Raw genomic sequence first — 14,900 nt, 5'->3', positions numbered from 1 at the left:
GGGCTACCAGTTTTTTTGTATTAACTAGATGCGGCGGCCGCACTCGCTGCAGCTGCTGCACTTACCGCGACGGCTTGTTCCATCGCAATTAAAATATGCACATTGACCATTAATCCTTCTAATTGTTCTTTGCTCATTTGGCCTGATTGTTTTTCTGTATAAAGGCTTATCGCTAGAGCTGTAACGAATTCGCGTCCAAAGCGCAAGCCAGGTTGTTGCCCTAATTCATCAATGAGGTTCACTAATCCTGAGTCGATTTTGCGGCCATCCATGACAAATGCTAAAATCCCGATACTCGAGTAATGTAGTGGTTTTATTTTCACGCCTTTTTGTCGTAATTCTTCCACAATGTTATCTACTCGTCGAATAAATTTGCTGTCTTTTTCGCCGTATAAAAGGGTTCCTGTTGTTGCTAAAAATTGTAGGCTGTCATTTTTTCGGAAGCCTTTCGCGGCAAACTCTTGGAAATAGTATTCTGTTACTTCCGCCAATTTTCCAGTGTTTTCTTCAGGTAGGTTGGCTAAGAAAACGGCCGTTGTCACGTCTTCACTTTTGGTTAAAAATGGGTGGTCTTTTTTGAAAAGTTGGTGGATGGTTTTCGCTTTTTGAGCTGTTACTGTTGGATTTTCCGATTCTAGTAATAAGTAAGCTGCAAAATAAGTGTATTCTGTGCGTTGAAATCCCGCTTGAATTAACATGTTATAGTTTGAAATCACTTGCCGAACACTGTCTGAGCTAGCGTTGTCACTTGCCATCAACAAGCCTACAAGTGAGGCGCGGACATTTCCATTTAGCGCTGTAAACATACCAAGTTGTCGCTTAAATTCTTTGTTTAGTGTATTGAATTTCTCTGGACTCACGACTTCATTGTTTCCTGCAAACAGACGAGCGATTAGAAACCGAATTCGTTTATCAATAAAACTGACACCACTTGTTTTTACTAACTCGTAATTCTTCATTAATAATTTCGTTGCTTGCTCGCTATCAAATACATATGCTGGATCCATCGGCCGCACTCCTTTTCCATTTTTTGGATTAATATTCTTCTATATACAAACTCATAATGAACGCTTCAAAATTATCCGCTAGCTTAATTATCTTATAATCACCTTCTTGATCAATGTGAACAACTGTTGGCTCGCCTGTTTTGCCGCATTCTCGGTAATCTAAGAAAACCATATCGTGACCGGCAGAAGGACAATCAGCAATGGCTAAACCAACGTCAGGATAACCCCACTCTTCCATCCAAAATTTTGTATTGAATGATCCATTCAATGTAGAAATTCCACGATTCCCTATTCCCATGATTCCAGTAATAGCTACACAATTCTCTGCCCATGAACTTGGCTCTGTCGTAGGTACAGAATCCGTTGATACTATCCCTCCGTTTTGGGTATGACGCATTAAGTAGATATATGATTCAGGCAACTTATGCCCAAGTTCTGCTTCGATGTCAGCCACTCTTTGTCGTGTTGGATACACATCATTATAGTCATTTTTATAATCGGATTTCACCCAAAGCTCGGTTAAACTATGATCTTGGAAAAATGTGCCTACTTCACTAAAATATTCATCTAATTCAGCTAAAATCTGCGTCGCTTTTTCGCGTTCAAAATCAACTGCTTCCAGATCTTGCATGTCTTCTAAAATCGACATTAGATGTTGATAGATTTCTGGGAAACGTTCGCCTCTTTGGTATAACACGTCACTGAGCAATACAGTCGCTGAAAATATATCTCTTCTATTTTCGACTGTCACTTCTTGATTCCAACAAGTTTCAAGTAAGCGAATAGCATCTTTTGTTTTTCCTTTGTCTAAATAATATAATGCTTTTCTCGTTGTAAGCATCGAATTCCTCCAAAGTCCTTAATATCTTTATTATACTAAAAAAACCCTAGGGAAACAAAATCCCTAAGGCAGCTACTTTTATAAATTCATTCCAAGAAGCGGAATACGTTCGTTATATTTATCAACAAGTGCTTGGTTATGCGCATCGGCGTTTTCGACATTTCCGCTAATAAATACTGGTGGCGTATAATTATCGTTTACCATTTTTTCAATCGCTTCTGCAAAAATAGATTGCAAGATGACTGCGCCAGTTACGGTTGATGTTGGGGCGAATGCGATATCAAAGTTCGCGGATTTTAGTACTGCGTCGCCTTTAACAGCACCATTATCAATTACAATATCACCTGTATCGGATAGTCTTTTGCCAGATACGTGGCGTGATTTTTGGCTGGCTGAATATTGCAGCGAGGTAATCACGATGACAAAGGCACCTTTTTCACGGGCGATTTCCGCAACATCAATTGGTACGGGATTGCGACCCGATGTTGATAACACAATCATAACATCACCCGGGCGAATATCCTCCTCCGCCATAAACGTCTTCGCATAATCATTTTTGCGTTCGAGTACGGAAGACGCCGCGGCACCTTCGTGGAGCATTAACGGTTCATGTAAAATTGGATGAATTGCCGCTAATCCGCCTGCTCTATAAAATACTTCTTCTGTTAAAATATGGGAGTGACCGCAGCCAAACAAATGGATAACACCATCGTTTTCGATAGACTCGGCAACTTTGGCTCCTGCTTCTTTTACGTAATCCGCTTCATTATCAAGAATATTTTCTAATAAGCGCACCGTAATATCGATGTAGTTATTAATCATTTATTTCCCCTCCAATGCGGCAAAAATTTTCTCAATTTCTTCTGGCTTCGTCCGACCTGTTGCTTTATCAATTGTTTTGCCGAAAATGTGCGGCATGTAGAATGGAATACCGGTTGATTTGATGGCGGTTGTTATTTCAAGGATGTTATCGGCCCCAATTCCACCAGCTGGCTCAATACCGTAAATGCCTTTCTCGGCCGCGATTTTTGTTAAATAAACTAGTTCGTCTAAATATTTTGTGCCTTCGATGCTCATAAATTTAATCGATGGGATGTTGGCAGATAGGCAGTAATTGACAGCTTCTTCGGCCGTGATTTCGTCGCCGGAAGATAAACGAACGATACCGACTTTTCCGGTTGGTCGAACGAGCGCATTAGTGAAAGTTTCTGGGAGCAAGTCATTTGTTAATCCCGCTGTTTCGATTGGTTGGTTGATATGGCTGTTTGAAGCAAGGCGGGCGATATGAAGCACATCGCGCCAGTTTTGCCAGTCCCCGCCACCACCAAGACCCACACTCACGACCGCCGCTGTAGTTTGTAGTTCTTTAATCACAACGGCCGCTTCTTCGGCTGTTTCATAGTTCGTTGCGACGATTCCCGGTACTGCGAAACCATGCGCCGCTTCCATGACTTCTCGGCTATTTTCCTTATCTTTCGCTAAAAAATTAAATAGCGCAAAATTATTCCATTTTGGTAGACTTTCGAATTTTTTCTTGTTCAAGCTTTATCAACTCCACACATGTTTTTAACGTTTTTTCAATCAAGTATTCGCCTTTTTCTGCCGTCGCTAAAGTTGCTTCTCCTAAAACTGCTGTCTTGGTGAAGTTTTGCCATGGTGTTGGGGTGAAATCCGCATCAATTGGTAAAACTGGCGGATCATCAATCGCACGACTCATATCTGCATTTTCTGGGGATAAATAGAGCATGAGTGATGTTTCAATTTCACAAGCATGAATGTACGTATGGTGATTGGCTGTTCCTTCGCGCACATCCATTGCTAATTTTTGGATATTCGGGTAAAAAATGTGCAGGATAATCATATCGGGGTATTTGGCATATAGTTCGCGCGCCGCATCTTTGAGTGCCGCCATATTTCCAAGGTGTCCACTCACTGGCACAAACAGCCGGAACCCTTGTTTATAAAGACTTTCACCGATTTCCACGACTACTTTGGTGACCGTTTCATTCGATAATGTCAAACTTCCCGGAAAATCTTGCAAGCTCCAAACTTGGCCGTACGGTAATATCGGAAGCACGAATCCGTCTGTTTCCGCCGCTATTTTCGCAGAATATTCTGACGCTAAAATATTGTCTGTCCCTAGTGGCAAATGTGGTCCGTGCGCTTCAACCGCTCCTATTGGCAAAATGACTGGTTTTGTTTTCGTGATTTTCGCGCCAATATCAAATGAATTTTCATCTGCATATAACACAGATTTCGCCTCCTATTTTTTAAATGTAAAGCATCTAGCTGGGTTATCCACGAAGAATTTTTTGACTAATTTCTCTCCGTCAAAGCCTTTTTCGTTTGCTTCATCGATAAAGCGTGGCACCCATTTTTTGGCGATGTATTCGAGTCCTGGGCCGTGACCGTAATGTTTATAGTATGTTTTTCGCGCAGTATCGCCACTAACTAGAATTTGATCTTCAAACCCTTCCGAAACTAAATATAGAATCGCGGCAATACGAGCACTTTCTGGTGCGTATTTAATTTTGGCAATGCCGTCGAATGACATGAATGCGCCTGTTTTTGCAACTTGCTTATGATAATACGGGTCGAGGTTGCGGTCCATATGCCCAATAGATAGATATTCTAACGGGATATTTTCTTGTTTTAAAATTTCGATTTGCTCGAGCGCCATCGTTCCCGCTTCTGTATGGGAATGAATCGGTGCTTTGGTTTCATGATGTGCTCTTGCAACCGCGCGTATCGTCTTTTCTTCTAAAGGTGTAATCATATTGTAGCCCGTTCCAAATTTCACCTGACCGGCCTTATACGGCGTTCCTTCAAGCCCATTTTCCACTTCATTTACGACAAATTCCGTTAGTTTTTCCGTTGAAGTATTTTCAATCCATTCATAATAGGTTTCAAAATCGCCGATGATTGGTTTCAGTTCCGGCTTAATTTTCCCATCCCATAAGAAACTTTTGTTAAATCCCGCTGTCCCAACGATTTGAATGCCGGTTTCTTTGGAAATTTGCGCTACATCAAGGACGCGTCTGCCGTAATCAACCGCGGTCGCATCGACAATCGTTTTTCCGCCTAAGTCTGCGAAATCTTGTACGTCTAGCTGCGATTTTTCTTTATCATCTAAAAGTAAATCGTCAGCATCTCGTTCTTGCCAGTAAGCCGGTACGCAGACAATATGCTCATGTGAATAAGTGAAGCCCAATTGATCTGGGGCAATATCTCCATAAAAAGTACGAATAAAACTCATTTTTAAAACTTCCTTTCAAAAAACCTCTTCCTCTTGAATGCTAGACAAGGAAGAGGTTTAGATTTCACTTAAAAGAATAACTTCGCTAACATGCTGACAATTGGTCCGAGGATAAACATATCTGAGTCGGCTGCCCACATTGCTGTATCTGGAACCGTCGTATTGATAAAGAATGTAACCATAATATATTGACCCCAAGCAACAACCGTAGCTGTTAAGAATCCACCTATCAGCGCTCCTCTAATCCCACCAGTCGAGTTACCGAATACCCCAGCAACTGCTCCGTGGAAGAAGAGAACAATCATCGTTGGCACAAATACGTAACCAACTGTATTTCCAAGTACAACTAACCAGATAATCGCTCCAATGAATGCTCCTAGGAAACCGATGATTACGGAGTTTGGTGCATAAGGATAAACGATTGGCGCATCTAGTGCTGGTTTCGCACCCGGTACAAGTTTTGTCGCAATACCGTTGAAGGCTGGTACGATTTCACCGATAAACATCCGCACACCCACAAGGACAATGGCGATACCCGCTGCAAACGTAAAGGACTGAACGATCGAGTATACGATGAAGCTTTGATTTCCAGCTTCTGCGATTAATTTCTCTGCTCCCGGTGTTTTCTTCACCATCAGGATTACTGCACCAACTACGAACAGAATCCCCATTGTAAGAGCTGTAATAACGTTCGAGTCACGCAAGAACTCTAATTTTTTCGGTAAGTTAATATGTTCAGCATCATTTTTCTTATTTCCGAATACTTTCCCTAGTAAAGCGGATAGAATCGCTACACTGGATGAAGTATGGCCTAATGCGACATTATCGTTCCCAGTAATTTTACGCAAAAATGGTTGTGTAATTGCTGGTTGGAGTGTCCAGTAAAGCCCCATAATTACTGCTAAGAAGAGCACCAGCCCCCAGAACGGAATATCTCCGCCGACAGCTTGCACAGTAATCCCTGCAAAAATTGTCGTTGTCCAGAACATCATATGACCAGTTAAATAAATGTACTTAAACGGGGTAAATCTTGCTAATAATACGTTGACTAAAAATCCAAGTGTCATCGCAAGTGTTACCGCACTACCAAATTTTGCATTAAAGGCTTCTTGACCTAAAAACCCTGCAAGCGGTGGTGTTTCTAGTCCAAATACCTCTTTCCACATTGGTTCGAAACTGCCCAGTGAACCAGTAATAACAGCCGCACCAGCGTTGATAATTAAGAATCCGATAATAGCTTTAAAAGTTCCGCTAATAACTTGGCTTAAATTTTTCTTTTGTAAAAGTAACCCGAGAAGTACGATAAAACCTAAAAGTATGGCTGGGGTTCCAAAAAAGTTATTGGCAATCCACGTAATAATCTCCATTTTTTTCCCACCTTTTTTTGTCTTATTTAACTATTGATTGCTGCAGATAATGCATTTTTAATTTCGGCGTTGTCAAAATAGTTGTTGACGATGACTACTTTGGCGCCTGTATCTGTTCCAAGCGTTTCTGCTAGTTCTTGGCTTGTCACGATAATATCAACGTTCATCGAGCGAGCAGCGGATACATCAATGTGCTCTACATCTGCGTCCACTCCCATGTCACGCAAAACTGTTTCTACATTCATTCGTAAAATTAAGCTTGTCCCTTGACCAAGTCCACACACTGCTAAAATTTTCATTATTATCCCTCCACTAATTCTCCAATTACTTGATAATCTTCTGAATGAATCATTTTTTCAATGTTCTCGCTGTTACTAAGCAAGGAGACAATTTTTTGAATGACTTTTAAATGTGCCTCGCTTGACGTTGCTGCAAGTCCGAATACTAATCGCACAGGATCATTTGCGGCGTGTCCGAAATTCACACCATCTTTTAGAACGACTAGTGATACTGCAGAGTTTTCCACACCATCAGTTGGTCTTGCATGAGGAATTGCTATTTGAGGTGCAATGACAAAGTACGCACCATTTTCATGATAAGATTCCACCATTTTTTCTACATACTGCTCGCTCACATAACCTGCATTCACTAATAATTCTCCAGCTTGCACGATAGCTTCGTCAGCGTTTTTGGCTGTTCCATGCAGATTCACAAGCTCTTTATTCAAAAAAGACATATCTCTTCATCCCTTCTAACTGATTGATAGCGCTATCAATAACTTACACTCTTATTATAGCTGTAGCTCCTCTGTTTAAAAAAGCCCAATTCCTTTCTTTTCGAAAGTGCAAAGAATAGACTGTTACATTTCGTTGTTAGCGGGCATACAAAAAAGCCAGCGCGGCAACTTAATACCACACTGGCTTTAGCTCTTATTTTATTGTTAACATTGCGGCAATTTCTGCTGCTGACTCTGCCTGTTCAATCTGCTCAAGCAAGTGATGTTTCATAATCAAATTAGTCAGCTGGCTCAGCGCATTAATATGTGTGTAGGAGTCAATGGAAGCGAGCACAATAATTAATTTAACTTGATCCTTCGCCTTACTCGAAAATGAAACTGGCTTATCCAGCCTTAGCAAGCTCATGCCAACCCGATATGCCCCGTCGTCCACCGAAGCATGCGGAAGGGCAATCCCCGGCGCAATGACGATGTATGGGCCTAGTTTCTCAATATTTTCAATCATCGCATGCTGATAGTTTCTCGAGATATAACCTTCTTGTTGTAGCGATTTCGAGGCAACTTGGATAGCTTCACGCCAATCAGCCACACTTTCTTGAAAAGTAATACGTTCTTTCGGTAAAAGTTCTTCAAGTGTTGGTGATTTTTCTAGCTGGCTATCTGATTGCACTTGGAATAAAACCGATTTTAGTTTAGCCGCCAATTTTTCACGATCTTCCACTTTGGCATATTGATCCACCACGTCTAACACCGACGACAACATGCGCGCGTCTGAATCCTTTTGTAAAATGTGCGGCGCAATTGCCTTCATTAATTGCTGCTTTTGCGCTTCAGTTAAAATCGGGCTCACGATAAAAACCGGCGCTTTCGGTTCCATAATTGGCAATGTAGAAACGATAAAGTCTGGCGCGTACAGCCCTTTTTCAAACTCACGAATCGAAATTGGCTCTAAAATTTCTACCCGTTCGCCGAGCAATTGCGACAATTGACGTTCAATCATTCGCGAAGTTCCAACGCCTTTAGAGCACACAATTAACAGCTTTTTGCGCTCAACTAACGTATTATTTTTACGCGAAAGATAGCCGCCGAACAAAATCGTCACGTAAGCTATTTCGTCTTCCGGAATTGTTTCACCGAGTAATTCTTCTAACGGTTCTAATGATTTTTTTGTAATTTCGTAAACGTCACTATAACTTTGTTTAATATCTGTACGCAGCGGATTAATCCATTCGATTTGGAATTTAAGCCGATAATAAGCTGGCTGTAAATGCAGCAATAAATCTTTTTTCAAATTGCGATGATCTTCAAAATTCACACAGGCAAGGCGTTCAAATTCAGCAATAATTTTCTCAACAATAATATCAAGTTTTCCTGTAGCGGCCGCATCATCATTCAAACGACTAGCCCCAAGCAAAAGTTTACCTAAATAAGTAATTTCCGCATGGTTGATTGAAAAATCCTCCGTTTGCTGCAATTGCTCATAAATTTCCTGCGCAATATCAAAAGATTCCACCTCATGTTCTTCCTGCTCATTTAAATAACAATCACGCTTCATCCGCTCTTTAAAGAAGAAAATCATAATGCCAATCCGCTCAATAACTTCATCTGTATAACGAATACCGATTTTTTTCTCCGTCACAGCTAGAATTTCAAAAATCGTATCCAAATTGGGAAATAGCTCCTGATTTTTTATCATCGGATTAATTTTCATCAAATCAAGTAACTGGTCTGCGGTCGCGATTTCTTCGTTATTCATGCAGTAATGAATGAAAAATTGGCGGATACTACGCTCATCACCAAGAACCATATTGCCATTTTTCCGATCATAGATAAGCTCTAAATTAAACTGTTTAAGCGCTAATTTTAATTGTTTAATGTCCTGCAAACTGGTGTTACGACTGACTTCATTGCATTCATTAATCGTATCAATAATCACTCGCGCATCTGTTACGAGCAGAAAAAATAAAATACGGATGCGGCGTTCACTAGCTGAAAAAACTTTGTGGCTCGCTCCCCTATTTTCAAGGATTTCTTTCATTGTTGATTTTTCTTCTTCTAATAAATAATACCCTTGCCCTCGCACAGATTGAATGCCATCAAGCCCTATATTATCTAATTCTTTATTAATTTTTTCCACATCATATTGAAGTGTTCGTTTGGAAATGCCTAGCTCTTCTTGTAACTTCTCAGGTGCAAGATATACATTCGCCACGACGAGCGATTCGAGTAACGCCATATTTCGAGCATCAAATTGTACCACTTGGCCTACCTCCTTGATTTCGGTCTAGAAGGTAAAAAGATATGTCTACATTAAGGTTATGCGAAAATGTGATATTTTTCAAGTATATTTTTATTTTGGTATACAAAAAAACCGACAAAGCCAAATGACTTTGTCGGTTTGAATCATGTTACTTTTTATAAACTAATGTCCACAACATCCCTTGCCCCGTTCTTCCAATATTTACTTGGAGTAACCAGGGTGAATGTCTTGTTCCTTGCTAATAATTCTTTAGGTATATTAAACCCTACCAAATGTTTATATACCCCATCTTCAAATTCATAACTTGACGCCGTAGTATCTGACAAAGTTACAAATTCTTTATACCCTAGCTGAAAATCAGAAATCCTAATATCTTTTTCTGTAGACTCTAGTTGAACAAGCAAAAGAGCATCATTTTCTTGTTTAAAATAATCTTTTGTCGCGTACTTATTTATATCAGCATCATTCACAACAAATGCTTTTCCAAAACTAACTGTTGCAGTTCCCATTTGAAATTTTTCCTGATCAGCGTGTGTTTTATTTTCATATGAAAAAGAATTAGCATTTACATCATACACGCGCCAAACAAATAGGCCTATTAATAGAACAATTAAGACTCCGCCAATTATTTTTTTCATGCTTTTCTCCTATTTATTATCTGACCTGCTTCCATTTCAAATATTTCATCTGATATTCCATCAATATCGGCAATATGATGGCTTGCTAATAGAATCGTTTTTCCTTTTTCTTTTAAATCTAAAATCAAGTCAATAAAACTCTGACTGCCAGCTTTATCTAGTGAATTTGTTGGTTCATCAAATATTAGTAAATCTGGATCTTCCATAATAGCTTGAGCAATGCCAAGTCGTTGTCTCATTCCAAGTGAATATTTTTTTACTTTCAAATCCTCTTTTCCAGCAAGGCCAACTTTTTCTAACGCAGCAAGTATCTCCTTTTCTCCTATTTTATTTCGAATAGAAGCCAAGTATTCTAAATTTTTATAACCTGTATAATTAGCTAAAAATCCTGGTGTTTCAATAATAATCCCTGTCTTTTCTGGAAAAGATTTAGTTTTACTAATATTAACTCCATTAATTGTAACTTCACCACTTGTTGGCGCAATAAATCCACACAGCGCCCTAAATAGCATCGTTTTCCCAGAGCCATTATGACCTATGAACGAATAAATCCCACCTTGCTTTAATTCAAAATCAATATCATCTAGAACAGTATGGTTGTTGATTACTTTTGTTAAATGATTAACTTTTATATAATTCATCGATATTCTCCCTAGTTTAGTTTATATAAATCTGTCTTTCGATAAATATTTCCGCCAATGAGCATCGCCAAAATAATATATGCCAATTGAATACTTAATAACAGCCAATTATTTACATCGGTAAATCCAGCAACATTCGAAACGCTTCCTATAATCCAAGAGTTAGTAATAAAACAGTTGGTGACAATAATGACAAGCACTGCTGTGATAGCGTAAAATGGCTTAATTATTATTGAAAGCAACAATTGAAGCGTGATAAGCGCTAGCCCACCAACAAAAAAGCACAACCCAATTTCATAAAGTGGCATATTTAAACCTATGAACAATACAGTCGGCTCTACATCCAAACGAATGCCAAAAAGAAAACTAATAAACACTACTAATCCAATAATTACTAAATAATAAAGCAACATCAGCGTAATGATTAGTAAAATTTTGGAAAGAAAGGGGAGTATCCTATTATTAAAGCGAATAGTAATAAACTCCTCTAGCGCAAACAATTCCTTATAAAAGTAACTTCCAAATAGATAAACCGGCACACTTTGAATGATAATCCAATTTAAGCTACTCGTAAGCGGATTTTCTGCTCCATTTTCTTGTTTTAAAAAGGCTAGAAAAACATCTGCTATCGTACCCGATGCATTTTTCGTATTAACAACACTTATCAAAATTGCTAATACCAGAAGTATTACCAAGCCTATTATTTTCAATTTATTCCCTTGAAGAAACCATAATATATCCCGTTTAAAAAATAACCACATATTAACGCACCTTCTTTTTCGAGGTTCGAAACATATCTTTTTTCTCTGCAAGCAACCAGCTTATTAAAAATAAAACAATAATTCCACCAACCAAGCAGAAAACTCGCCCAGCAAATGACAGCAAATCAGTAAGATCATTAGGGTTCACTATAAACAGATTGGAAATTAGCTGCAATTTGATTGTGCTAGTATCAAAGAAAAATACCAGAAATACTACAAAAAAAGCAATTGCCTTATTACCTGTAACAACAAGTAGTATATTCTGTAAAACACCTACAAGAACTAAACCTAAACCAAATAATATAAAAGAATAAATGTAAATTTGTACTATTTGGGAATTCATTACAATAACGCTATTTGCATAATTTAAGGCATTAGTTAATACTGCAAGCAAAAAGGCATTCCACAAAATAACAGTTGCATTGACTTTCCAAAGTGTATATTTGTTCTTAATCCGAACAACAGCTAGTTCCCTATGTTGAAAACACAATATTTGATTCATCCATAAACAGAACGGGCTCAAAATTATAAATAGAACTTCAACTGATACGGAACTCTGTACAATGTAAAGGACATCTGTCTCGACATTTCTTGTGTACAACAAGCGGAATACAATTATAAAAACAAATATCAATAAAAGCAGTAAATATTTTCTTCTTTCAAAATCAAAATTCAACCGAACTAAATTATGATTTTTCATTTTTCACACTCCAAATAATACCCATAATTATCACTACTAAAAGAAGTAGAAATTCTATCCAAATAATATGGAAATTTAAGGGGTAACCTTGCTTTGGAGTTAAGAAACCAAACGGACTAAACTCTGGATAGCCAATCAAAGAAAACACAATCCAAACACCATAATAAATAGCTAGTGGACTCAATAAAATTACATATTTACTAGAACTAAAAAAGGACACTAGAATTCCAATTAAAGCAAATAACCCTCCGTAAACAAAGCCTATTACAAGAAATATCAACTCATACTTAAGCGGACTGTTATAAAATATATTAGAAAACATTGCGCCATATGTAACCGGTACTTCTGCTACGAAATAATCAAGTGGTATAGAGGGGTACACTAACATTAATGCACAAAGTTCCATAATTAAAGGCAAACAAAATACTACCCCTCCAGCAATAAAAGCAACGATGCTCTTCGAAAAATAATACTGTTTATCATTTCCTCTTATTCGCGAAAATATATCTAAGCCACTACGCCGATCTTCACCCAATAAATCCGCACCAGCTAAAGCCACTAAACATGGTAACAATAAATAATAAAGGTTTGTTCCAAGCCCCGTTGTATCATAACCTGTTAAATATAAAAATACATTTTCTTCTGCCGTGGAATAGTAACGTGCGACAGTTATTTGTTGAATTAGCACAATTAACACTCCCAGTGCAAGAGCAGCAAGAAATGATTTACTTTTAAAAACTCTATTAAATTCTATTTTTAAAAATCGACTCATTTAAAATCTCCTTTTACAAATATAGGGTAAGCTTCCATTGATTCAGAAACCTACCCTATCATTATTTAAATACTATCTGGACTCCAAAGGCCTGTAGCAGTAACTCTAACAAATTGAGTTTTACTAGTTTCAGCAGCTAATTTAACATTACATTTGCCATAATCTTCATAAGCGTAGTTAGCAATTTTTTTACTTTCACCTTGCCTCACAGTCACATATTTACTTCGAACGCTAGCTCCATTAGATTTTAAAAGCCATGTATCCATTGTTCCTTTTCCAATTGAATTTAATTTCACATAAGATGATGTAGTGTTCTGTTTTTGTCTAGAACCAGTGTAATCATTTGCACCAAGTTTACCTAGTGTAAAACTAAACTTTGTATCCGAATAATTTGCTGCGCTTACGTTTAAGATTCCCATTCCTGATAAAAATATTGCACCCGCTAATCCTAAAGTAACTAATTTCTTTTTCATTTCATTCTCTCTCCTCTGTAAATTATTTATGTGCATTCCAAATATAGCACAATTATCAAAAATTGTATATATCTAATTTTTTAGAAATATGAACTAATTCTTTATTACTAGATTATTCAGCTTTTTTTACACAAAAAAACCGACAAAGCCAAATGACTTTGTCGGTTTGAATCGTATCAGATATTATTTGCTGATGTTAGAAACAACGCCAGCGCCTACTGTACGTCCGCCTTCACGGATAGAGAATTTAGTACCGTCTTCGATAGCGATTGGTGCAATTAGTTCAACTGCAAGCTCAATGTTATCACCAGGCATTACCATTTCAGTACCTTCTGGAAGTGTAACAATACCAGTTACATCAGTAGTACGGAAATAGAATTGTGGGCGGTAGTTGTTGAAGAATGGAGTATGACGTCCACCTTCTTCTTTAGTTAAAACATAAGTTTCAGCTTTGAAGTTAGTGTGTGGAGTAATCGAACCTGGTTTAGCTAATACTTGACCACGTTGGATATCTTCACGAGCAACACCACGTAGAAGTGCGCCAATGTTGTCGCCAGCTTCAGCGTAGTCTAGTAATTTACGGAACATTTCTACTCCAGTTACTACTACTTTTTTGCTTTCTTCTTCGATACCGATAACTTCTACTTCGTCACCAACTTTAACTTGTCCACGTTCAACACGTCCAGTTGCAACTGTTCCACGACCAGTGATTGAGAATACATCCTCAACTGGCATCATGAATGGTTTTTCAGTATCACGTTCTGGAGTTGGAATGTAAGAATCTACAGCTTCCATTAACTCGTCAATTTTAGCTTCCCAGTCAGCTTCACCTTGAAGTGCTTTAAGAGCTGAACCTTTGATTACAGGAATGTCATCGCCAGGGAATTCATATTCAGTTAATAGATCACGAATTTCCATTTCAACTAATTCTAGTAATTCTTCATCGTCAACCATGTCACATTTGTTCATGAATACAACGATGTATGGAACACCAACTTGACGTGAAAGTAAGATATGTTCACGAGTTTGTGGCATTGGGCCATCAGCAGCAGATACTACTAAGATAGCTCCGTCCATTTGTGCAGCACCAGTGATCATGTTTTTAACGTAATCGGCATGTCCTGGGCAGTCAACGTGTGCATAGTGACGTGTATCAGTTTGGTACTCAACGTGAGCAGTAGAGATTGTGATACCACGTTCTCTTTCTTCTGGAGCACCATCAATTTGGTCATATGCTTGTGCATCAGCATAGCCTTTTTTAGCAAGTACAGTTGTAATTGCAGCAGTTAAAGTTGTTTTACCATGGTCAACGTGTCCAATAGTACCAATGTTAACATGGGGTTTAGAGCGGTCAAATTTTTCTTTTGCCATTTTAAAATATCCTCCTCGATAATTCAATAATTATTTTTTACTTAGCTTAAATTTAAACTAAGCAATACTTCTAACTA

General features: G+C 38.3%; 17 protein-coding genes. All 17 read right to left on the bottom strand.

The features are described from left to right. Positions 1-20: 20 nt before the first annotated feature. The 17 genes from HCX62_RS12940 to tuf all read right to left on the bottom strand — a co-directional run bounded on the left by HCX62_RS12940 (position 21) and on the right by tuf (position 14,823). On the bottom strand, positions 21-1,007 hold the full coding sequence (locus HCX62_RS12940; protein ID WP_185639354.1) for a DUF4003 family protein: 987 nt from the start codon (positions 1,005-1,007) through the stop codon (positions 21-23). Between the two features lie 28 nt (positions 1,008-1,035). Next, positions 1,036-1,848 carry an SMI1/KNR4 family protein gene (locus tag HCX62_RS12935; protein ID WP_185639353.1) on the bottom strand — a complete coding sequence of 271 codons (813 nt, stop codon included), beginning with the start codon at positions 1,846-1,848 and terminating at the stop codon, positions 1,036-1,038. Positions 1,849-1,926: 78 nt separating this feature from the next. Then, positions 1,927-2,670, bottom strand: a complete 744-nt coding sequence (locus tag HCX62_RS12930; protein ID WP_149049104.1) for an SIS domain-containing protein — start codon at positions 2,668-2,670, stop codon at positions 1,927-1,929. Continuing rightward, complete coding sequence (locus tag HCX62_RS12925; protein ID WP_185639352.1) at positions 2,671-3,390, bottom strand: KDGP aldolase; 720 nt, start codon at positions 3,388-3,390, stop codon at positions 2,671-2,673. Next, positions 3,350-4,099 (bottom strand): creatininase family protein, encoded by a 750-nt coding sequence (locus HCX62_RS12920; protein ID WP_185639351.1) that lies wholly within the window; start codon positions 4,097-4,099, stop codon positions 3,350-3,352. Before HCX62_RS12920 ends, HCX62_RS12925 begins: the two co-directional genes overlap by 41 nt. A gap of 12 nt (positions 4,100-4,111) precedes the next feature. Then, complete coding sequence (locus HCX62_RS12915) at positions 4,112-5,104, bottom strand: phosphotriesterase family protein (protein ID WP_014601179.1); 993 nt, start codon at positions 5,102-5,104, stop codon at positions 4,112-4,114. Between the two features lie 68 nt (positions 5,105-5,172). Further along, positions 5,173-6,471, bottom strand: coding sequence for a PTS ascorbate transporter subunit IIC (ulaA, locus tag HCX62_RS12910; protein WP_185639350.1), 1,299 nt, complete (start codon positions 6,469-6,471; stop codon positions 5,173-5,175). A 26-nt stretch (positions 6,472-6,497) separates the two neighbouring features. Next, positions 6,498-6,770, bottom strand: a complete 273-nt coding sequence (locus HCX62_RS12905; protein ID WP_185639349.1) for a PTS sugar transporter subunit IIB — start codon at positions 6,768-6,770, stop codon at positions 6,498-6,500. 2 nt (positions 6,771-6,772) lie between these two features. Then, positions 6,773-7,207: a PTS sugar transporter subunit IIA gene (locus tag HCX62_RS12900; protein ID WP_185502920.1), complete on the bottom strand. Its 435-nt coding sequence runs from the start codon at positions 7,205-7,207 to the stop codon at positions 6,773-6,775. Between the two features lie 193 nt (positions 7,208-7,400). Continuing rightward, positions 7,401-9,467, bottom strand: coding sequence for a BglG family transcription antiterminator (locus tag HCX62_RS12895; RefSeq protein WP_185639348.1), 2,067 nt, complete (start codon positions 9,465-9,467; stop codon positions 7,401-7,403). Positions 9,468-9,622: 155 nt separating this feature from the next. After that, positions 9,623-10,105 carry a hypothetical protein gene (locus HCX62_RS12890; RefSeq protein WP_185639347.1) on the bottom strand — a complete coding sequence of 161 codons (483 nt, stop codon included), beginning with the start codon at positions 10,103-10,105 and terminating at the stop codon, positions 9,623-9,625. Then, a complete protein-coding gene (locus tag HCX62_RS12885; RefSeq protein ID WP_185639346.1) occupies positions 10,102-10,746 on the bottom strand; it encodes an ABC transporter ATP-binding protein in 645 nt (214 codons plus the stop codon). Before HCX62_RS12885 ends, HCX62_RS12890 begins: the two co-directional genes overlap by 4 nt. An 11-nt stretch (positions 10,747-10,757) precedes the next feature. After that, on the bottom strand, positions 10,758-11,507 hold the full coding sequence (locus tag HCX62_RS12880) for a hypothetical protein (protein WP_185639345.1): 750 nt from the start codon (positions 11,505-11,507) through the stop codon (positions 10,758-10,760). A gap of 1 nt (position 11,508) precedes the next feature. Then, positions 11,509-12,207 (bottom strand): hypothetical protein, encoded by a 699-nt coding sequence (locus HCX62_RS12875; protein ID WP_185639344.1) that lies wholly within the window; start codon positions 12,205-12,207, stop codon positions 11,509-11,511. Next, a complete protein-coding gene (locus HCX62_RS12870; protein ID WP_185639343.1) occupies positions 12,194-12,979 on the bottom strand; it encodes a hypothetical protein in 786 nt (261 codons plus the stop codon). Before HCX62_RS12870 ends, HCX62_RS12875 begins: the two co-directional genes overlap by 14 nt. A gap of 65 nt (positions 12,980-13,044) precedes the next feature. Further along, positions 13,045-13,452, bottom strand: coding sequence for a DUF2712 domain-containing protein (locus tag HCX62_RS12865; RefSeq protein WP_069890480.1), 408 nt, complete (start codon positions 13,450-13,452; stop codon positions 13,045-13,047). A gap of 183 nt (positions 13,453-13,635) precedes the next feature. Then, entirely contained in the window at positions 13,636-14,823 is a 1,188-nt protein-coding gene (tuf, locus tag HCX62_RS12860) for an elongation factor Tu (RefSeq protein ID WP_185639342.1), read from the bottom strand. Positions 14,824-14,900 lie beyond the last annotated feature (77 nt).

Origin of the sequence: Listeria swaminathanii, assembly GCF_014229645.1 — a bacterium.
GTDB classification, from domain to species: domain Bacteria; phylum Bacillota; class Bacilli; order Lactobacillales; family Listeriaceae; genus Listeria; species Listeria swaminathanii.
Note: the sequence above shows the minus strand (reverse complement) of the source record. Positions and strands in the feature narration are given on the sequence as shown.

Excerpts from the sequence above, each read along its gene's own strand:
- HCX62_RS12935 (WP_185639353.1), bottom strand. The coding sequence starts at position 1,848 with ATGCTTACAACGAGAAAAGCATTATATTATTTAGACAAAGGAAAAACA.
- HCX62_RS12900 (WP_185502920.1), bottom strand. The coding sequence starts at position 7,207 with ATGTCTTTTTTGAATAAAGAGCTTGTGAATCTGCATGGAACAGCCAAA.
- HCX62_RS12875 (WP_185639344.1), bottom strand. The coding sequence starts at position 12,207 with ATGAAAAATCATAATTTAGTTCGGTTGAATTTTGATTTTGAAAGAAGA.
- HCX62_RS12930 (WP_149049104.1), bottom strand. The coding sequence starts at position 2,670 with ATGATTAATAACTACATCGATATTACGGTGCGCTTATTAGAAAATATT.
- HCX62_RS12915 (WP_014601179.1), bottom strand. The coding sequence starts at position 5,104 with ATGAGTTTTATTCGTACTTTTTATGGAGATATTGCCCCAGATCAATTG.
- HCX62_RS12940 (WP_185639354.1), bottom strand. The coding sequence starts at position 1,007 with ATGGATCCAGCATATGTATTTGATAGCGAGCAAGCAACGAAATTATTA.
- HCX62_RS12880 (WP_185639345.1), bottom strand. The coding sequence starts at position 11,507 with ATGTGGTTATTTTTTAAACGGGATATATTATGGTTTCTTCAAGGGAAT.
- HCX62_RS12870 (WP_185639343.1), bottom strand. The coding sequence starts at position 12,979 with ATGAGTCGATTTTTAAAAATAGAATTTAATAGAGTTTTTAAAAGTAAA.
- ulaA (WP_185639350.1), bottom strand. The coding sequence starts at position 6,471 with ATGGAGATTATTACGTGGATTGCCAATAACTTTTTTGGAACCCCAGCC.
- tuf (WP_185639342.1), bottom strand. The coding sequence starts at position 14,823 with ATGGCAAAAGAAAAATTTGACCGCTCTAAACCCCATGTTAACATTGGT.
- HCX62_RS12905 (WP_185639349.1), bottom strand. The coding sequence starts at position 6,770 with ATGAAAATTTTAGCAGTGTGTGGACTTGGTCAAGGGACAAGCTTAATT.
- HCX62_RS12865 (WP_069890480.1), bottom strand. The coding sequence starts at position 13,452 with ATGAAAAAGAAATTAGTTACTTTAGGATTAGCGGGTGCAATATTTTTA.
- HCX62_RS12885 (WP_185639346.1), bottom strand. The coding sequence starts at position 10,746 with ATGAATTATATAAAAGTTAATCATTTAACAAAAGTAATCAACAACCAT.
- HCX62_RS12890 (WP_185639347.1), bottom strand. The coding sequence starts at position 10,105 with ATGAAAAAAATAATTGGCGGAGTCTTAATTGTTCTATTAATAGGCCTA.